This is a genomic window from Microbacterium enclense, assembly GCA_038182865.1.
Lineage (GTDB): Bacteria > Actinomycetota > Actinomycetes > Actinomycetales > Microbacteriaceae > Microbacterium > Microbacterium enclense_B.
In genome coordinates, this window is record CP116226.1 from 2,114,988 (window position 1) to 2,133,276 (window position 18,289).

Here is an 18,289-nt window from a genome sequence, read left to right on the forward strand (position 1 = left end):
ACTCGATAGTGTTGCTATCCAGTGTTGGATAGTAGGGCTATCGAGTCAAGGGGGCGCCGTGCGAATCTCGGAACTGTCCGCGCAAAGCGGTGTGCCTGTCGCGACCATCAAGTACTACCTGCGTGAGAAGCTGCTGCCGGAGGGGGAGCGATCATCTCCCACCCAGGCGTCTTACGGGGCGGCCCACGTGCAGCGCCTCGGCGTGATCCGTGCGCTCGTGGACGCCGGCGTCGGAATCGCGGGGGTCCGCAAAGTGGTCGGCGTGCTCGAGGAGCCGCCCGAGAATCCGTACGACCTGCTCGGGGCGGCCAACGCCGCCGTGACCCCGGCAATCACCGCCGACGTCGACCTCGGTCCCGCCATCGTTCTGCTCGAACGCATGGGGGGAAGCCCGCAGGCCTGCTTCCCCGATCAGGTCGCCGCGGTCGCACAGGCTCTCGCCGCGCTGGATCGTGCCGGATTCACCGTCCCGGAGCCGGTCATGGCGGCCTACCTCGAGAACCTCTCGGCGATCGCCGAGGCCGAACTCTCCGCGACGCCGGACACGTCGATCGAGGATGCCGTGCGCTACGTGGTCCTCGGCACCGCCCTCGTCGAGCCGCTCATCCTCGCGCTTCGACGGGTGGCGGAACAGGTCGCCGCGTCGCGCCGCTTCCGCACGGGGTGAGGTCGGCTCGCGCGTCACGGCGAGCGGATGCGTCGGCGGCCGAGGTCAGGCGTTCGGGTTCGACGCCGCTCCGTCGAGCCACAGTTCGTCGCTCTTGTCGCCGTGCGGGCCGGGTCGCCCGACGTGGGTGTCGCTGATCTTCGGCCCCTTGGTGATCACGTGCACGAGCGCCATCCCGTGCCCGCGACCGAGGTCGTAGTCGTCTTTCAACCACTCGAGGATCGGCGTCGCTTTGGTGCCGGGTCCGAATCCGCGTTCTTCGGCGAGGGCGACGAACTGGCGCGGGGTGAGCCCCGTCTTCGTCTCGATGTTGTCGAGGTAGGCCTGGAATGACATGACCGGACAGTAGCGCGCCCGTCCGACACCGGTCCACGTCCGACATCGCCCGCCCGTCCCCGCGCGGCGGGCGATGTCGGAGCGGGGCGGTACGGTCGAAGGATGGCCGTCACCCTGCACCGGGCGCCCGTCGCCGAGATCGACCCCCTCACTCTCTACCGCCTCCTGTGGCTGCGCGTCACCGTGTTCGTCGTCGAGCAAGAGGCCGCCTACCCCGAGATCGACGGCCGCGACATCGAGCCGGATGCCGAGCTGATGTGGGCGACGGAGGGCGATGCCGTCCTCGCGACCCTCCGCGTCCTGCGAGAGGGCGTCAACACGCGGATCGGCCGGGTCGCCACCGCCCCCGACGCTCGAGGCCGCGGGATCGCCGCCGACCTCATGCGCGCTGCCGTCGACGTTCTGGATGCCGAGGCCCCCGGCATCCCGATCCTGCTCGACGCGCAAGCCCACCTTGCTCCCTGGTACGGCCGATTCGGCTTCGTCGTGTCGGGTGCCCCCTTCGCCGAAGACGGGATCCCGCATCTTCCGATGCGCCGGACGCACCTCGCCACGGAGCGCCTGGTATTGCGGGAGTGGACCCGGTCGGATGCCGACCAGGCGTTCCTCTTCGACATGTACCGCCGCCCGGAGGTGCGACAGTACCTCGGCAACGGCCAGGTGATGGGCGATCCCGGCGAGGTGGAACCGCTGCTCGACCGGTGGATGGGGTCCGCCGACGGCATCCTGGGCGTCCGGGCCGTGGAGACCCGGGATGGCCGACGCCTCGGCTCGGTGCTCCTCAAGCGCATCCCGTGGTCGAAGACCGTGAGCGACGGCCGCCCCGAAGACATCGAGATCGGCTGGCACTTCCACCCCGACGCCTGGGGATCGGGGTACGCCACCGAGGCGGCCACCGCGGTGCTCGCCGTCGCTCGTGACGGCGGCATCTCCCGGGTGGTCGCGGTCACGAACCCGGCGAACTCGGCGTCGGGAGCGGTCGCCGAGAGGATCGGGCTCCGTGCCGTCGGCGAGACGGACGACTACTACGACACCACGTGCGCGCTGTACGTCGGGGAGGCCGGCGCGTGAAGCTCCGCGGAGCGGCGGCGACCGCCGTCGCTCTCGCGTGCACCCTCGTTCTCGCGGGGTGCGATCTCGGGTTCTCCCTCGGGTTCGGTACCGGATCCGACGGACACTTCGAGGGCAGCGAGCTGACCGTTCCCGTGCTGTACGTCAGCGGAGGCAAGGGGGGCGTCACGACCCAACGGATCACGGCCGACGCGGCCGACGGCGGCGAACTCAGCATCGACATCACCGAGAACGACGTCAGCGGGGTGGCTCCGGTGACACAATCCGCGACATGGACCGCTGTCACCGCCGCGACCCTCCTCACCGGCGCCCGGCCCGACACCGCATACACCTTCGGCTTCGGTGCGCGCATCAACACCCCGGCCGCGGGCGCCGTCACGGCCGTCGGCGTGCTGGCGTTGTACTACGGTACCGAGGTGCAGCCCGGCGTCGCCCTGGCCGGCGGCGTCACACCGTTCGGAACGGTGAGTCCTGTCGCGGGCCTGCCCGAACAGGTCGCGGCGGCCCGGGAAGCCGGTGACATCGACACGATCCTCGTTCCGGCCGGCCAGCGCATCGCGGCGGATGCCACGGGGGCCGCTGTCGACCTGGACCAGCTCGCAGCGGCGGGCGGCATGACGATCACCGAGGTAGCCGACGTGGCGAGCGCGTACGCGATCATGACCGGCGAAGACCTTCCCGAGGCGATCTTCCCGACGCCGGCCGCATCGCCGACCCCTCTGCCGACCGCGACGGAAGACCCCGCCGAGCGAGACGCCCCGCACGCGAACGCGCTCGCCGCCGCCGCCGATGCCGCCTTGGCGCGGGCCGAGAGCGCCCTTCCCGCGGCGACCGATGCCTCGCTCGCGGAGCGGTCGCGAACAATGATCGAACGCGCGCGCGATCTGCGAGACGCCGGCGACGAGGCTGGTGCCCTCGCCGCGGCGTCGACGGCGGCCGACGTCGCCGCAGCGGCCGCGGCCTCGACCGATGGTGCCGCCGACTCGGCTGTCGTCACCCGCACCGCCGCCGAGCAGCTGCTGACCGAGGCGGCGCAGGACCCGCCCGACACGCTCGATGCGGCCGACCTCGCCCTCGACGGGGTGGAGGCGGCGGCCGAGGCGTACGCGCTCGCCGGGTACGCGCAGACCGCGCTGACTGACGGGGCAGTGGCCGGGCCGACCGCCGCGGCCCTGGCCGCGTCGGCGCTCGCGCGCGCGAACGACAACGCCGAGCTCCGCGACGCTCTCGGTGACGGGCAAGGCGCCCTCGACCGAGACGCCGACCTCGACGGCCTCGCCTCTCTTCTTCGACGCGCCGCGATCGCGGCCACCGACGCCTACGACGCGCGAGCAGGTGGCGCCCCCGTGCCCGCAGGCGACCTGCCGGCGACGCGTCTGGCGGCTCTCGAGGCCGCACGCGATGACCTGACCGCCCTCGCCGGCGACGACGACTGGCTGGCTCTGGCCATCGCGACGGCGTCGTTCGCCCGAAGCGTCCCCCCGCTCCTCACGCAGCAGACGGTCCGCGTGCCGGAGGGGGTCGACCCGACGGCTGCGGTGCAGCAGCGCATCGCGGTCGGCGACGAGTACGCCGTGCGCGCGGTCGACACCCTCGCCGATGCGGGGGCAGCCGTTCCCCTCGTGCGCGGCGCGCTCGCCGATGCGACGGCCGCCGCGACCGCGTCGCCGATACCGGGAGCGTCAGCGGTCTACGCGACGCCGTTCCTCCGGGCGCGCGTGCTCGCCTTCGCCGCGGGAGTCGAACGCGAGTAAAGCCCCGTCTGGCCGCCGCTCGTCCGTGCGGTGGCGCGGTGTCGGGCGGCATGGTGTGGTTCGATGCGTTCAGTGCGGCGCGTGGTACTCCGCGGTGCCGCGCTTCCAGTAGCCCTTGACGATGGTGGCGCCGGGGTCGCCGGACCACCGCTGCAGCAGGAGTGCCCGCCCCGCGCGGACGATCGACTGTTCCGCGGCGACGAAGCCGAAGACGCAGCCGTCGGGCTGCTCCTCGACGTCGAGCGCGTCGAGCCAGTCGGCGAGCTCGTCGCCCGCCGGACGATCGCCGCGGTGAACCTGCACCACCTCCACGCCCGGGGGTGCGGCCACGGGCAGGTCGTGCGCAGCATCCAACACCTCGATCGCGATGCGTCCCACCGCGTCGTCGTCCATCGATGCGGCGAAGCGACGGATCGCCGGAACGGCCGTCTCGTCCCCGGCCAGGAGCCAGGCGTCGGGGCGACCCACCAGCACCATCGACCCCCGCGGGCCGCCTACGCCCACGGGGGCGCCGAGGGGCGCGGTCTCGGCCCACCGGCTGCCGACGCCTGCGCCGTGCAGGGCCACGTCGATGTCGAGCCAGCCCTCATCGGCGTCCCAGCACACCGGAGTGTACTCACGACTCGGTGCCGAGCGGAGCTCGTCGGCGGTGTTCGTGGCGTTCGCGGGGAAGAACACGCGGATGTGGTCGTCGGCCCCGGGGGAGTGGAACCCGCGCAGTTCGGCGCCCTCGAGGCGGAGGCGGACGTAGCTCGGGGTGAGGAAGGTGCGTGTCGCGAGGGTCGCCGACCGGAAGATCAGCGCGTGTCGGCGCGGTTCGAGGCGGGCTCCGAGAGTCGGGTTCGACATCATCACGAAGCTAAGGCTAACCTAACCTCGCAAGAGTGCGGAGGGGGTGATCGGCTGCCTCGCACAGAACCACGGGAAGGTCTTGCCGGTGTGTCGTCAGAGCTGGATGCCGTTGTCGGGGTCGTTGACCCCGACATTGCGGCCTCGGCTGGATTCGTACGCGATCAGCCAGCCCACCGACACCGCCGCGGCGAGGATGACACCGAGCCACACGTTCTGCCACACCAGGCCGAACAGGATGCCGAGGACCAGCAGCACGACGCTGCCCAGTACCCAGTACGTGCGTCCGCGCGGCCAACCGGTCCCTGTCTGCGTCATGCGCCCAGCCTAGGTGGCGGGCGTCGACGCGTCCTTCCCCGACCCGATCGAGAACACCGAACAAGGAGGCCCGATGGCCCGCACCAACGCCGCGCAGACGCGCGTGAAGCCCGAGAAGAGCGAACTGCTCACCCTGCAGGTGCGACACCGACGACGTCTCTCGCCCTCCTTCGCCCGTGTGACGCTCGGCGGCGACGACCTCTCGCGGTTCACTCCGCTCGGTCGCGACCAGTGGTTCCGGCTGTTCCTCCCGGTGTCGGAGAACTCGCTCACACGGCTGCCGAACCGGCTCGACACTCTCGCCTACTTCCGGTACCTCGCGATCGCCAAGACGGAGCGGCCCGTGCTTCGCAACTACAGCGTCGCCGCCTTCCGCCTCACCGGTGAGCGCGGACCCGAACTCGACGTCGACTTCGTCCTCCACGGCTCCGCCGCCGAGGGGACCGCGGGGCCGGCCGCGACGTGGGCGGAGACGTGCGAGCCTGGTGACGCGGTGGCGATCCTCGACGAGGGAATCCTGTTCACGCCGCCCGCGGATCTCGGCGGTCCTCTCGCGGTGGTGGGTGACGAGACGGCCCTCCCCGCGATCGCGGGAATCCTGTCCTCCCTTCCCTCGGAGGTCGTGGGAACGGCGCTGATCGAGGTTCCCGCTCCGGGGGATGTGCGCGACCTCGACGCTCCCGCCGGTGTCGAGGTGCGCTGGATCGTTCGCGTCGATCCTCAGTCCACGCCGGGGGCCGCCGTCCGCGACGCGGCCGTCGAGGCGAGTGCGGGGGCCGTGCCGCCGGCCTACGCGTGGGTCGCGGGGGAGCAGTCGCTCGTCGCGGCGATGCGTCGACACTGGGTGCGCACCGGTGTCGATAAGCGCGCGATCTCGTTCACGGGCTACTGGCGCGCGCCGCGAGGGCACTGATGCCGAGGCGTCGAGGTCACCGATCGCGGTGATCTTCGGGGTGCAGCCGGGGGCCGCGGCGCGGCTCGAGCGCCGAGCCGACGAAGATCAGCCGGATGACACGCTGCCGGTGCCCCGCGAAGGGTTCGAGCAGTTCGAGCATGCCGTCGTCGTCGGTGCGATGACCGGTGAGGGCGAAACCGACCTGGTGAGCGAGATGGTAGTCGCCCACGCTCACGGCATCCGGATCTCCGAAAGCGCGGATGCGTGTCTCGGCGCTCGTCCAGATACCCACGCCGCGCAGGCTGATGAAGACGCGGTCACGCGCTTCGCCGTCGACCGCGGCGCTCGCCGCGCGCACCACCGATTCTCCCCGACGCGCCGTCTCGACGATCGTGCGCGCCTGCGGGGGCTCGAGTCCCGCCCGGTGCCAGGCCCACGAGGGCACGTGGCGCCACCCTTCGACGTCGGGCGGGGCGAACATCGGCCGCGGGGTGGGCCCCGGCGCACGTTCGCCGTACCACGTCACGATGCTGCGCCATGCCGAGAAGGCCTGCATGCTCGTGACCTTCTGCTCCATGATCGCGCTGACCAGCGCATCGAAGACGAGGTCTGTGCGCCCGATACGGAGGTCGGGATGCCGCCGATGCCACTCGGCGACCAGGGGATGCCGTGACGCGTCGAAGTCGGTCGGTTCGTCGAGCTTGCCGCACAGCGCGGGAAGTTGATCGAGCGCCCACTCGGCTCCCGGCCCCCATGCGGCGGCTCGTACCGCACCGCCCGCACTCTGGCGGATGGCGAGGGTGGCGACGCCTCGCGGCGTGCGGCTGGCGCGCCAGACGACCCCGCCCTCGCGCAGCGGCCGGGCGGAGAAGTACGTGGGATCGTTGCGACCGTGGCGCTGTGCGGCGACCGCACGGCCGATGTCGACGGGGTGCGCGGGACGGTACTCGCTCTCGAGGGGGCGCTCGGCAGGCACCGCCAGCTCGCGCGGTGCCTGCCGCGTCTGCACCCCGGTCGACCTCATGCCGACACCCTACGTCGACCCGCCGACATCGCGGCATCCGGTCGCGCGTCCTGTCAGGACGGCTGCGCTGCCCGATCAGAAGCGGTCGGGCGAGGGGGTGCCGTGACCGTAGCGGATCGAGACGTCGGCGTGCCGGTCGAAGCGGTAGCCGACGCCGCGGACCGTCCGCACGATGTCCTCGTACACGCCGAGCTTGGCGCGCAGGCGACGCACGTGCACGTCGATGGTGCGCTCGCCCGGAGCGTCGTCGTCGGTCGAGCCCTCCCAGAGGGATGCCACGAGCTCGGTGCGCTCGATCGTGCGGCCCTCGCGCAGCACGAGGTACTGCAGCAGCTCGAACTCCTTGAACGTGAAGGCCGCGGACTCGCCATCGATCAGCACGCGCTTGCGTGAGATGTCGACGACCACGCCGCCGGGCGCGCGGTCCTCGTCGGCGGGCTCCTCCTTGGTGCGGGCGACGGCGGACGGCTCGTGGAGCGCGAGGCGGACGACATCGACGTCACGGCCGCCCGCACCGGCGGGGGCGAGGGCGACGGTGGCGTAGGTCTCGGCGGCGGGGGCGAGCTCGCCGAGGGTACGGCGGAGCGCCTCCACCAGAGTGCCGAGGCTCACGCCGGCGGCGGCGGCCTTCGCCTCGTCGATGCCGACGTAGAGGGCGAAGCCGCGGGGAGAGGTCCCGGCGGGGAGGGCGGGGCGAGCTGCGGGAGCGGCCGGGGCTGCAGGAGTCGAGGCCACACGGGTCGCGGGCGCTGGGGCGGCGGCGGGGACGGGGCGGGCGACGGGAGCGGAGGGGCGGTCGAGAACGGCGGAGATCGACATGAGGATGAGGTCCTTGGGTGTGTGAACCCGGGCGTCGTCAGAGGCGGGGTTCGACGGGAGGTAGGGGGCCGAGAGGCCGGTGCGCGGTGTCCGGACACGCGTGATCGACGCGAGACGCAGACGACCGGGGGACGATGTCGGCGTTCAGAAGCTCAAGATCGTCGGAGCGAGGGTCGCTGTTAGCGGCACATTCGACAACACATGACAACGCGGCCGGGCATCATCATGCCGGCAGTCCCGTTCGCCTCCCGGGCGGACAGAGAACGCGCGTTGACAGTCATGGGGGGATTATGACGCACGAAGTCCGGTCACGTCAAATGGCAGCGGATGCGCTCACCGAGGGCATTCTGCTCAGGCGACCGAAAAGCCACGGGAGAAGACCGAGCATTCTGCCCGAACGAAGCCGGTGCGCCGTGGCAGGCGTAGCCTCCCTGTCATGGCCGACCTGCTCTTCGCCGACGACAAGACCGCATCCCGTTTCACCCTGCACAAGGGAGACGACCTCGTCTCGGTCCTCGACTATCGCGACGACGGGCGCACCGTCGCCCTCACGCGCGCGTTCACCATTCCGACGTTCCGCGGGCACGGCTATGCCGCCGTGATCACCGAGCGCGCGGTCGACGCGATCGAGACGGCGGGCAATCGGGAGATCCTCCCCGTGTGCTGGTACGTCGGGGAGTGGTTCGAGGCGCACCCGGAGCGGGCCGGTCTCCTGAAGCAACGCTCCTGACGCGTCGTACGCAGCACGTCGGTGGCCGTCAACCCCTGCCCGGAGGCCGCGGGACCCGGCGATGCTGGACGCGTCGAAAGGGGAAGCCATGACTGACGACCGCGACCTGCCGGAGGGCGTCATCAATGCCGACCCGCCCGGTGGGTGGGAGAGCGGTGCCGTCGCCGACGGCGAGACCGCCCAGCAGAACGAGAACGCCAAGGGGTCGCCGCGCCTGAACGACGCGGAGCCCTCGGACCCCATCGAGGGGGATGCCGCGAGCAAGGGCATCGACCCCGATATGAGCACGGAGGACTGACATGTCGGACGAGACCCGAGCCCCGGAACCTTCCGCGTCGCCCGACGGCGGTGCGTCGCCCGCCGATTCGGTCGGCGGAGCCGTGCACGACGAGAGCAAGCTCCCGGCGCGCGACGGCGAGCAGAACGAGCCGGCGATGGACCTGCACGCCACCGATGATGAGGCTCGTATCGCGGGCGTCGTCGCACAGACCCGCGCCGACGTCGGGGGCAAGAGCGACGAGCGCGTCGCCGACGTCCTCCGCCAGCGCTTCGCCGACATCGGCCTCGACCTGGGCGACGACCGGATCCGCGCCCTCGCCGCCGAGGTGAACGGGTCCTGACCCCCTCTCGTCGACGCCCCGTTCGGTTCGCTGAGCGGGGCGTCGACGCGTACGGGATGCGATCCCGAGGCCACGTGATCGCGGGTCGGGGCGTTTGCTGCGAGCCGATGTCGGAGGCTCGACGTACCGTGTCTGCATGCGGATCCTGCACACCTCCGACTGGCACATCGGGCGCTCTTTCCACGGGCACTCCACCCTCGAGGCGCTCGACGGTGTGCTCGAGGTGCTCGTCGCGCAGGTGACGCAGCACGATGTCGACGTCGTCGTCGTCGCCGGCGACGTGTTCGACTCCGCCACGCCCTCGGCGGCGTGCTATCCGCTGCTCTCCCGCACCGTCGCGGCGCTCGCCGCGGCGGGTGCGCGCGTCGTCGTCACCAGCGGCAACCACGACTCGGCCGCGCGGCTGGGCTTCCAGTCGTCCCTCTTGCGGTCGGACATCACGGTGATCACCGATCCGTTGTCGGTCGGCACGCCGGTCACGGTGCACGATGAGCACGGCCCGGTCCACATCTACGGCATCCCCTACCTCGAGCCCGCGATCGTCCGTCACGTCTGGGACGACATCGAGCTGCGCAGCCAGGCACAGACCATGCAGTACGCGCTCGACCTCGTCCGCACCGATCTCGCGGAGCGCGGCGGGCGGTCCGTCGTCGCGGCGCACTGCTTCGCCGCCGGAGTCGAGGCGACACCCGGCGTCGAGAGAGAGATCCGCCAGGGAGGTCTCGACGTCGTCCCTCTGCGGGCGTTCGACGGACCCGACTATGTCGCCCTGGGGCACATCCACGGGCGCCAGCAGGTGTCCGAGCGCGTGCGCTACGCGGGCGCACCGCTGCACTACAGCTTCGGCGAGGCGGGGAAGCCCCGCGGGTCGTGGCTCGTCGACCTCGACGCTAGGGGTCTCTCGAGCGTCAGCTGGCTCGACCTCCCGGTCCCGCGTCCGCTCGTCACCCTCCGCGCCCCTCTCGACGACCTTCTGAACGACCCGGCGTTCGACGGCCACGACGAGCACTGGGTGCGCGCCGAATACACCGATCCGACCCCTCAACCCGACCCGATGCGTCGTCTGCAGGCGCGGTTCCCGTGGTGCGCCACGGTCGTCCACGCGCCCGCGCAGACGCGCCCCGACGACGGGGTGGGCTACGCGCGCCGGGTGCGCGCGGCGCGCGATGACGCCGAGATCATCGACGCCTTTCTCGCTCATGTCCGTGAAGGCGAGGGTGCCTCTCCCGCCGAGCGCGAGCTCATCCGCGAGGTGCTCGATGCGCGTGCCGTGACGGAGGCCCGCTCATGAAGCTGCATCGCCTCGAGCTCGAGGGATTCGGTCCCTTCCTCGACGCCCAGATGGTCGACTTCGACGCTTTCGCCGACGACGGCATCTTCCTCATCACCGGGCGCACCGGTGCCGGCAAGTCGAGCGTCCTCGACGGCGTCTGTTACGCGCTCTACGGGGGAGTGCCCCGCTACGACGGCGCCGAGCGCCGCCTGCGGAGTGACCACTGCGCCCCCGACGACCCCACGCGCGTGACCCTCGAGTTCAGTGCCGAGGGCGAGCGGTGGCGCGTCACGCGGTCGCCCGAGTTCGAGCGGCCCAAGCGCCGCGGTGGTGGCACGACGAAAGAGCCGCATCGAGCGCTGCTCGAGGTGCGCACGGCCGAGGGATGGGAGGGGGTCGCCGCCCGCCCGGTCGACGTCGCCACCCGGCTCGACGAGATCCTCGGGCTGAGTCAGCAGCAGTTCCTCCAGGTGATCCTGCTGGCGCAGAACCGCTTCGCCCGGTTCCTCCTCGCGAAGAACGACGAGCGGCTCACCCTGTTGCGGACCCTGTTCGGCACGCGATCCTTCGAGCAGTACGCCGCGCAACTCGACGACCGGCGCAAGCGCGCCCACGAGCGTCTCGCTGCCGAGGGCGTCGAGGTCTCGACGTTGCTCGACGAGGCCGAGCGACTGGCAGCCGAGCTCGAGCCGGATCCGTCCGCGATGTCGGCTCCGGATGCCACGACTCCGGATGCCACGACTCCGGATGCCACGACTCCGGACACCGCGGCTGCGGGGCCAGCCGTGAGGGATACCGAGGAAGACGGGGGAGCGGCTCCCGACGACACGGCCGTCGTCCTCGACGACCCGTCGATGCTCGACGGCGTGCTCGACGCGCCCGTGCCTCACGCGTCCGCCGGCGGGGAAGGAGCGGGCGTCTCCACCGGGTCTTCCGCCCCCTCGGTCAGCGAGCGGGTGGCGCGTGTCGTGCGTGCGGTCGAGCGCGCCGACTACCGCGTCGACACGCGCGCCCGGGAGCGCGACGCCGCCGACGCGCGGCTCGACGCTGCGCTCGCGGCGGAGCGCGACGCGCGGACCCTCCACGACCGTCAGCTCGACCGAGCGCGCGTGCGTGCGCACCTCGCCACTCTCGAGGCCGAGGGCGAGCGCATCGCCGGGGCCCGCGCGGAAGCGTCGGCGGCGGCCGATGCCGAGACCCTTCGGCCGGTGATCGAGGCCGAGCGCCGAGCTCTCGCCGATCTCCGTGCCGCCGAGGACCGGTTGACCGTCGCGATCGACGGTGCGCGAGCCGCCGGCGAAGACCCGTCAGGAGAGGCCGAGACCCTCGTGGGCCGCGACGACGAGCTGACGGCTCTGCTCTCCCGTGGTGAGACGGCGCTCACCGCCGAGACGGCCCTTGCGGCCGCGGAAGCCGACGAGGAGAGGGCGACGGCGCGCATCGCGGGTCTCGAGTCCGAGCGCGACGCGCTCGTCGAGGGGCGGGCCGAGGTCCCCGCGCTCCTTCGGATGCTCGATGAACGTCTCACCGAGCTCGCGGGAGCCGCGGCTCGGCGCGAGGCTGCCGCGTCTCTGTGTGACGAGACGCGGTTGCGCCTCGAGTCGGCCCGGCAGGCGGAGCGCTTGCTCGAGCAGCGGGAGCGGGCCGACATGGCGGCCCTGCTGCGGGGCGAAGACGTGCGCAACGCCGCCGACGAGTGGACGGCCCTGCTGCGTCGCCGACTGGCCGGGGCCGCCGCCGAGCTCGCCCACGATCTCGTGGACGGCCAGCCATGCGCCGTGTGCGGGTCGACAGAGCACCCACGGCCCGCAGCGGGGGGCGACACCCCCGTCAGCGACGAGCAGATCGCCGCAGCGGAGGAGCGCAAGGACGCCGCCGTCGAACAGGACCGGCTCGCATCCGACGCGGCCCGGGTCGCCCGTGACCAACACGCTCTCGCGGCGGCCCGCGCCGGCGGCGAGAGCGTCGCCGACCTCACGGCACGTTTGGCCGAGGCGGAGGAGGCGCTCGCCGCCGCGCGAGCCGACGAAACAGAGCACGCGAGGGTGCACGACGAGCGCACGCGCGCGGCCGATCTCGACGTCGCGATCGCGGCGCGTATCGAGAGCCTGACCGCCGACCTCGCGGGGCACCGCCAAGATGCGGCTCTCGCGAGACAGCGGGCCGAGGCGCTGCGCGACGACGTCACCGTCGCGCGAGGCGACTTCCCCACGGTCGCCGCCCGGCAAGCCGACCTCGGGGCGCGGCGCGCCGCTATCCGTGCGTTGACGACCGCGCGCAGCCAGGTCGCGTCCGCTGCCGCCGCCCACCGTGACGCAGCGACGGCCCTGGTCGACCTCGTCGCCGCGAGTCGTTTCGACGCGCGTGAGGACGCCCTCGCGGCGCTGCGTTCGGCCGCCGAACGCCGAAGCCTCGACACGGCGATCGCCGAGTACGACGCCGCTCTCGCGTCCGCACGGCAGCGGTTGCTCGACCTCGAGCTGCTGCTCGTCGACACCGGCGACGAACCGCTCGACCTCGTGCCCTTCACGGCGGCGGTCGCCGTGGCCCGCGACGACGTTCAGACCGCGGCAGCCGCACACGCCGCGGCTCGCGCGCTCGCCGACCGTCTCCGCGGTCTCGCCCACCGCGCCGACGACGCCCACGCGGCCGTGGCGACGCTGGCCGACGAGCACGCCGTCATCGCCCGTCTCGCCGACACCCTGGCGGGACGGGTCCCCAACACCCGTCGCATGACGCTCGAAACCTTCGTGCTGGCGGCGGAGCTCGAAGAGATCGTCGTTGCCGCGAACCTCCGTCTCGAGCAGATGTCGTCGGGCCGTTACCGCCTCCAGCACAGCGATGCGCTCGCCGCGCGGGGCGCCGCGAGCGGTCTCGGGCTCGAGGTGATGGACGCGTTCACGGGCCAATGCCGCCCTCCGCACTCACTGTCCGGGGGAGAGACGTTCCTGACCTCCCTGGCCTTGGCCCTGGGTCTCGCCGAGGTGGTCACCGCGCGCGCGGGCGGTATCAGGCTCGACACGCTGTTCATCGACGAAGGGTTCGGCTCGCTCGACGACGACACCCTCGACCTCGCGATGCGCACCCTCGACGAGCTCCGTCAAGGCGGACGCACGGTCGGCGTCATCAGCCACGTCGCCTCGATGAAGGACCAGCTGCCGGCCCAGTTGCGCGTCGTCGCGACGCCGCGCGGGCCGAGCGTGATCTCACAGGACGCGGCCCTGCAGAACGCCTGAAGCGAGCCGCGCCACGTCCACAGCATCGCCGCTGGCCGGACGCCTAGGCTGGGCGCATGCGCAAGAGCACCCTGTGGACCATCCTCGGCGTCATCGCCGCCGTGATCATCGCGTGGGTCATCGTGAACGTCGTGTTCTCGCTCATCGCCTTCGCCTTCCGCATCGTGGCGGTCGCGGTGGTCGCCCTCATCGTGTTCTTCGTGCTGCGGGCCGTGTTCTCGCGTCGCGACGTCGACTGACCGCTCCATGGGGCGCAAGCCCGCCCGCGACGTCCGTGCCCGGGAGTAGCGTCGATCGCGATGTCTGATCACGCGCCCTCGTCGAATGCCGCTCATCCGCCCACGCGCGACATCGTGCTGTCGCCGAAGCACCGCTGGCGTGCCTATTGGGTCGCCGTCTCCGTCGCCGCGCTCACGATCCTCGACCTCACGAAGGTCAACGTCGCTCTGCCCTCGATCGAGTCGGCGCTGAACGCCGGTCCCACCGAGCTGCAACTCGTCGTCTCGGGGTACATCCTCACGTTCGGACTTGTCCTGGTCCCCGCCGGACGCCTGGGCGACCTGCGCTCCCGGCGCATGCTGTTCCTCGTCGGACTGTCGCTTTTCCTGGTCACCAGCCTCGCGTGCGCGCTCGCGCCCAACACCACCGTGCTGCTGGTCGCGCGCCTCTTGCAGGGCGTGGCCGCCGGCATCCAGATGCCGCAGGTGCTCGGCCTCGTCCAGCAGCTGTTCCAGGGCAAGGAACGCGGGCGCGCCTTCGGCCTGTTCGGCGCCACGGTCGGCATCGCGACCGCGTTCGGTCCCACCCTCGGCGGCCTGCTCATCGCCCTCGGCGGAGCCACGGACGGGTGGCGATTGATCTTCTGGATCAACATCCCGCTCGTCGCGATCGTCATCGCCCTCGCGGCGTGGTTTCTTCCCGACACCCGTACGAAGTCGCGGAAGAAGCTCGACCTCGACCCGATCGGGGTGCTGCTCTTCGCCCTGACCATCCTCGCGCTGATGTGGCCGTTCCTGTTCACCACCGGGTCGCCCTCGGACGACCCTCGCCGGTGGTGGTTCCTGGTGGCATCCGTGGTCTTCGCCGCGATCTTCGTGTTCTGGGAGCGTCGATACGCCGATCGGGGCCGCATGCCGCTCATGCCGTTCGCCATCTTCGGGCTGTCGTCCTACCGCAACGGCGTGCTGATCTCGACCGCCTACTTCTCCGCCATCCCCGCGATGTTCCTGCTGGGCACGCTCTTCCTCCAGGGCGGTCTCGGCCTCGAGCCCGTGTTCGCCGGCATGGTCACGATCGGCTTCGCGATCGCATCGGCGTGGAGTTCGTGGATCGGGGGAAACCTCGTGACGCGGCTCGGTCGTCCGCTCGTGGTCTGGGGGATCGTGGGAATGGTCGCGACAGCCGGCGGCCTCGTCCTCGTCGCGCTGTTCACTCCGCCCGCATGGACGCCCTGGGCGATGGCCGGGGTCATGGTGCTCGGGGGCTTCGCGGGCGGGCTCGTCATCTCGCCCAACCAGACGCTCACCCTCGCCGACATCCCCGTCTCCAGCGGTGGGGTGGCCGGATCGGTGGGCCAGCTCGGCCAGCGCATCGGCACGGCCGTGGGGACCGCGATCGCCCTGGCACTCTTCTACGCCACGGTCTACCGCGAACAGGGCGATGTGGACACCACCGTGGTCTACCACGACGCCTACGCGTCGGGCATGATCACCGTCGGGATCTTCCTCGGCCTCGCCCTCATCGTGGGCGTCGCCGACCTCGCCGGGCGCGCTCGTTCGGGGTCGCAGACGCCCTCGTCCTGAGGCCGGATGTCGAGGGCACGACCGTCACGGTCGCGGAGTATGCCGCGTTCCACGACCCGCGGGGCCCGGCTCAGACCCCGTAGCGCGTGCGGAACTCCGCTCGCAGCTCATGGCTGCACCGCTCCACCACGTCGTCCCACAGTTCGGTCGCGCCGTCCTGGGCGCGGTCGGACACGGCACGCAGGATCTGGATCGGGACTCCGAACTGCTGCGCGACCCAGATCAGCGCGTACGACTCCATGTCGACGAGTCCGGCGCCCAGCCCGCGGATGAGGCGAACGGCCTCGGCGTCGTCGACGAAATGGTCGCCCGTGGCGATCATGACGCCGTCGACCCCGGTCTCGACCCGGGTCGGGAGGGACACGTGCTCGCCGAAGGTGCCATCGAGGCCCTTCACGTCGTGCTGGATCGCACCGGAGATGTCATAGATGCCGCCCGCGATGTCGTCGTCGATCGCTCCCGCGGTTCCCACGACGATGATCTCGTCGTACTCGCCCTCGCTGAGCGCGCGGGTGAGCGCGTACGCCGCAGGGATCTTGCCGACGCCGGTGAGCAGACGCTCGAAGCCGGGTAGGTCGTCCTCGAAGGCGACGAGTTCGGACGCATGGGCGGCGACGAGAAGCTTCACCCTCCCATTCTCGCTGACGGCGCGACTCTCTCGGGACGGGTGCCAGGTTGCGGGGTGAGCGGCGGGTCAGGGACGAGCGGAGGGCGGGGCCGTGGCATCCGTCCTCCCCTCGCCCCCGTTCCTCCGCTCGTCACGAAGCCGCGGGGTCGCGGGCGGAGGAGTGCTCAACCCTGAGCCGGGTCCGAGGCCTTCGTGAGACGCGCGATCTCGTCGTCGCTGAGCTCGAGCGAGGTGCTCGCGAGCAGGTCGGCGACCTGCTCGACCTTCGACGCGCTCGCAATGGGGGCGGCCACCGTGGGCTGGGAGCGCAGCCATGCGAGTGCGGTCGTGGCGATCGAGGCGCCGTGGGCCTGCCCGACCTCGTCGAGGGCATCGATCAGCGCGATGCCGGCGGGCGTCGCGAGCTTCGCGGCCCCCTCCGCTCGGGGCGAGCCGCCCGTGGCATCCGGGGTGCGGTACTTGCCGGTCAGGAAGCCGCTGGCCAGGGCGTAGTAGGGGACGAGCGACATGCCGTACTGCTCGGCGACGGGGACGATGTCCTGCTCCACCGCGGTGCGGTGGACGAGGTTGTAGTGCGGCTGGATCGCGACGGGAAGGTCGGCGCCGGCGGCTTCAGCGAGCGAGATCCATTCGCGGATGCGCGCGGCGGTGTAGTTCGACACCGCCACGTAGCGGACGAGACCGTCGGTCACGAGATCGGCGAAGCCCGCCACCGTCTCCTCCAGCGGGGTGTCCGCGTCGTCGAAGTGGGCGTAGTACAGGTCGATCGTGTCGACGCCGAGGCGCTTCAGTGAGGCCTCCGCCGCGGCGCGGATGGTGGCGGCGCGAAGACCGCGGAACTCCGGGTGCTGGCTGACCTTCGTGGCCACGACGACGTTCTCGGGCTTGCGCGATGCGAGCCATTCGCCGATGAGGGTCTCGCTCTCGCCGCCCGAGTTGCCGGGCACCCACGCGCTGTAGGCGTCGGCGGTGTCGATGAAGTTTCCCCCGCCGGCGTGGAAGGCATCCAGTACGGCGAAGGAGGTGTCGCGGTCGGCCGTCCAGCCGAACACGTTCCCGCCGAGCGAGAGGGGGAGGATGTCGAGGTCGCTTCGTCCGATGCGCGTCATGATGGCCTTCCTGTCGTGGTTCTGAGTGACCTCAGAGACAACGACGGGCTCCCGCGGACATTCCCTGGACGCGCCCCTCGCGTCGCACGCGCCGAACACGCCCTCGCGTCGATCGGCGGGCGTGAGGGAGGGATCGCCCCGGTGCGAGTCAGGACCCGCCGGACAGGATGCCGATGAGCCCGCTGATGAGGAACCAGAGGCCGATGCCCGCGCCGGCGATCCAGATCACGACCGTTCCGGCCGGGTACTTCTTCTTGCCGTTCGGGTTGCCACCGGTCGGGTCGTCGGGAGCGGTCACGAGCGGACCATGGTGACGATCGAGGTGATGAGCACGGCGAGACCTCCGACTGCGGCGATGGCGGCGATGATGGGGCCGCCGCCCGAGAGGAAGGCGACGACGCCGAGGGCAAGGAAGAGGACGCCCAGCACGATGCCGACCACCTGATACACCCGGTAGCGCGGTGCGCCGCCTCGGACTTCCTGTTCGCTCACATCGACCCCCTGAGCTCCAGGCTACCGAAAAGCTGGGTGTCTCCTGAGACAGCGAGCGCACGATCGGATCTCGATCCGAGCACGGTTCGCGCGGCGTAGCGTATGCGCATGGCACGCCCTGTTCCCGACCCCGTCCGCCCCGGCCAGGAGTCCGTGTGGGACTACCCGCGCCCTCCCCGCGTCGAGCGCGTCCGCAAGAGGGCGCAGATCGATTTCGGAGGGGCGCGCATCGTCGACACCGACGATGTCATCCGCGTGCTCGAGACGAGTCATCCGCCGGTGTACTACCTGCCGATCATCGCGTTCGGCGATGCGCTGACCCTCGGACAGGGCGCGTCGTTCTGCGAGTTCAAGGGCGGAGCGCGGTACTTCGACGTGCACGGCGGTGGCGGGGCGGTGGCGCAGCGCGCCGCCTGGAACTATCCGAGCCCCATGCCCGGGTACGAGCTGCTCGCCGACCGCGTCGCGGTGTACGCCGGTCCGATGGATCGCGTGATCCTGGGCGGCGAGACGGTCGAGCCTCAGCCCGGGGGCTTCTACGGCGGCTGGGTCACGAGCGACCTCGCCGGTCCGTTCAAGGGCGTGCCGGGGTCGATGGGCTGGTGAGGCCACGGCGGGGGACCCGTCGATCCCCGCGCGGTGAGGGCTCCTCCGCGGCGACGCGCC

The 18,289-nt window shown here is 71.5% G+C and carries 21 protein-coding genes and 1 pseudogene; 13 read left to right on the top strand and 9 right to left on the bottom strand.

Going from position 1 to position 18,289, the window contains the following annotated elements; genetic code table 11:
* Positions 1-58 precede the first annotated feature (58 nt).
* Positions 59-667 (top strand): MerR family transcriptional regulator, encoded by a 609-nt coding sequence (locus PIR02_09820; protein ID WZH38950.1) that lies wholly within the window; start codon positions 59-61, stop codon positions 665-667.
* Between the two features lie 45 nt (positions 668-712).
* Here PIR02_09820 and PIR02_09825 read toward each other — a convergent pair whose 3' ends face one another.
* Positions 713-1,003 carry a DUF4287 domain-containing protein gene (locus tag PIR02_09825; protein ID WZH38951.1) on the bottom strand — a complete coding sequence of 97 codons (291 nt, stop codon included), beginning with the start codon at positions 1,001-1,003 and terminating at the stop codon, positions 713-715.
* A gap of 102 nt (positions 1,004-1,105) precedes the next feature.
* Here PIR02_09825 and PIR02_09830 point away from each other — a divergent pair.
* The 3 genes and pseudogenes from PIR02_09830 (at position 1,106) to PIR02_09840 (ending at position 3,828) form a co-directional block, all read left to right on the top strand.
* A pseudogene (locus PIR02_09830) lies at positions 1,106-1,543 on the top strand (GNAT family N-acetyltransferase).
* Entirely contained in the window at positions 1,535-2,074 is a 540-nt protein-coding gene (locus tag PIR02_09835) for a GNAT family N-acetyltransferase (protein WZH38985.1), read from the top strand. The pseudogene PIR02_09830 and the gene PIR02_09835 overlap by 9 nt, the downstream one beginning before the upstream one ends.
* Positions 2,071-3,828, top strand: a complete 1,758-nt coding sequence (locus PIR02_09840) for a hypothetical protein (GenBank protein WZH38952.1) — start codon at positions 2,071-2,073, stop codon at positions 3,826-3,828. The genes PIR02_09835 and PIR02_09840 overlap by 4 nt, the downstream gene beginning before the upstream one ends.
* Before the next feature lie 69 nt (positions 3,829-3,897).
* Here PIR02_09840 and PIR02_09845 read toward each other — a convergent pair whose 3' ends face one another.
* Entirely contained in the window at positions 3,898-4,680 is a 783-nt protein-coding gene (locus PIR02_09845; GenBank protein WZH38986.1) for a siderophore-interacting protein, read from the bottom strand.
* A 93-nt stretch (positions 4,681-4,773) separates the two neighbouring features.
* A complete protein-coding gene (locus PIR02_09850; GenBank protein WZH38953.1) occupies positions 4,774-4,995 on the bottom strand; it encodes a hypothetical protein in 222 nt (73 codons plus the stop codon).
* A 73-nt stretch (positions 4,996-5,068) separates the two neighbouring features.
* On the opposite strand from PIR02_09850, the gene PIR02_09855 reads away from it, so the two are divergent.
* On the top strand, positions 5,069-5,908 hold the full coding sequence (locus tag PIR02_09855; protein ID WZH38954.1) for a siderophore-interacting protein: 840 nt from the start codon (positions 5,069-5,071) through the stop codon (positions 5,906-5,908).
* Positions 5,909-5,924: 16 nt separating this feature from the next.
* On the opposite strand, the gene PIR02_09860 is transcribed toward PIR02_09855, so the two are convergent.
* Both PIR02_09860 and PIR02_09865 read right to left on the bottom strand, forming a co-directional pair.
* A complete protein-coding gene (locus PIR02_09860; GenBank protein ID WZH38955.1) occupies positions 5,925-6,914 on the bottom strand; it encodes a DNA-3-methyladenine glycosylase 2 family protein in 990 nt (329 codons plus the stop codon).
* 75 nt (positions 6,915-6,989) lie between these two features.
* The gene (locus PIR02_09865) at positions 6,990-7,733 is read right to left on the bottom strand and encodes a winged helix-turn-helix domain-containing protein (protein WZH38956.1); all 744 of its coding nucleotides are present in this window, start codon (positions 7,731-7,733) and stop codon (positions 6,990-6,992) included.
* 436 nt (positions 7,734-8,169) lie between these two features.
* Between PIR02_09865 and PIR02_09870 the strand changes: the two genes are divergently transcribed.
* The 7 genes from PIR02_09870 (at position 8,170) to PIR02_09900 (ending at position 15,394) form a co-directional block, all read left to right on the top strand.
* Entirely contained in the window at positions 8,170-8,463 is a 294-nt protein-coding gene (locus PIR02_09870) for a GNAT family N-acetyltransferase (GenBank protein ID WZH38957.1), read from the top strand.
* An 88-nt stretch (positions 8,464-8,551) separates the two neighbouring features.
* The gene (locus PIR02_09875; protein WZH38958.1) at positions 8,552-8,761 is read left to right on the top strand and encodes a hypothetical protein; all 210 of its coding nucleotides are present in this window, start codon (positions 8,552-8,554) and stop codon (positions 8,759-8,761) included.
* Between the two features lies 1 nt (position 8,762).
* Positions 8,763-9,083, top strand: a complete 321-nt coding sequence (locus tag PIR02_09880) for a hypothetical protein (GenBank protein ID WZH38959.1) — start codon at positions 8,763-8,765, stop codon at positions 9,081-9,083.
* 136 nt (positions 9,084-9,219) lie between these two features.
* Positions 9,220-10,374 (top strand): exonuclease SbcCD subunit D, encoded by a 1,155-nt coding sequence (locus PIR02_09885; GenBank protein WZH38960.1) that lies wholly within the window; start codon positions 9,220-9,222, stop codon positions 10,372-10,374.
* Positions 10,371-13,592 carry an SMC family ATPase gene (locus PIR02_09890; GenBank protein ID WZH38961.1) on the top strand — a complete coding sequence of 1,074 codons (3,222 nt, stop codon included), beginning with the start codon at positions 10,371-10,373 and terminating at the stop codon, positions 13,590-13,592. Before PIR02_09885 ends, PIR02_09890 begins: the two co-directional genes overlap by 4 nt.
* Positions 13,593-13,648: 56 nt before the next feature.
* Positions 13,649-13,831: a hypothetical protein gene (locus PIR02_09895; GenBank protein WZH38962.1), complete on the top strand. Its 183-nt coding sequence runs from the start codon at positions 13,649-13,651 to the stop codon at positions 13,829-13,831.
* A gap of 60 nt (positions 13,832-13,891) precedes the next feature.
* The gene (locus tag PIR02_09900; GenBank protein ID WZH38963.1) at positions 13,892-15,394 is read left to right on the top strand and encodes an MFS transporter; all 1,503 of its coding nucleotides are present in this window, start codon (positions 13,892-13,894) and stop codon (positions 15,392-15,394) included.
* Between the two features lie 70 nt (positions 15,395-15,464).
* Here PIR02_09900 and PIR02_09905 read toward each other — a convergent pair whose 3' ends face one another.
* From PIR02_09905 to PIR02_09920, 4 genes are all read right to left on the bottom strand, one after another.
* The gene (locus tag PIR02_09905; protein ID WZH38964.1) at positions 15,465-16,022 is read right to left on the bottom strand and encodes a nucleoside phosphorylase; all 558 of its coding nucleotides are present in this window, start codon (positions 16,020-16,022) and stop codon (positions 15,465-15,467) included.
* 164 nt (positions 16,023-16,186) lie between these two features.
* Positions 16,187-17,131: an aldo/keto reductase gene (locus PIR02_09910; protein ID WZH38965.1), complete on the bottom strand. Its 945-nt coding sequence runs from the start codon at positions 17,129-17,131 to the stop codon at positions 16,187-16,189.
* 148 nt (positions 17,132-17,279) lie between these two features.
* Positions 17,280-17,429 (bottom strand): hypothetical protein, encoded by a 150-nt coding sequence (locus tag PIR02_09915; protein ID WZH38966.1) that lies wholly within the window; start codon positions 17,427-17,429, stop codon positions 17,280-17,282.
* The gene (locus PIR02_09920; GenBank protein WZH38967.1) at positions 17,426-17,623 is read right to left on the bottom strand and encodes a hypothetical protein; all 198 of its coding nucleotides are present in this window, start codon (positions 17,621-17,623) and stop codon (positions 17,426-17,428) included. Before PIR02_09920 ends, PIR02_09915 begins: the two co-directional genes overlap by 4 nt.
* A 108-nt stretch (positions 17,624-17,731) precedes the next feature.
* Here PIR02_09920 and PIR02_09925 point away from each other — a divergent pair, with 108 nt between their 5' ends.
* The gene (locus tag PIR02_09925) at positions 17,732-18,229 is read left to right on the top strand and encodes a DUF427 domain-containing protein (protein ID WZH38968.1); all 498 of its coding nucleotides are present in this window, start codon (positions 17,732-17,734) and stop codon (positions 18,227-18,229) included.
* The last annotated feature ends 60 nt before the right edge of the window (positions 18,230-18,289 follow it).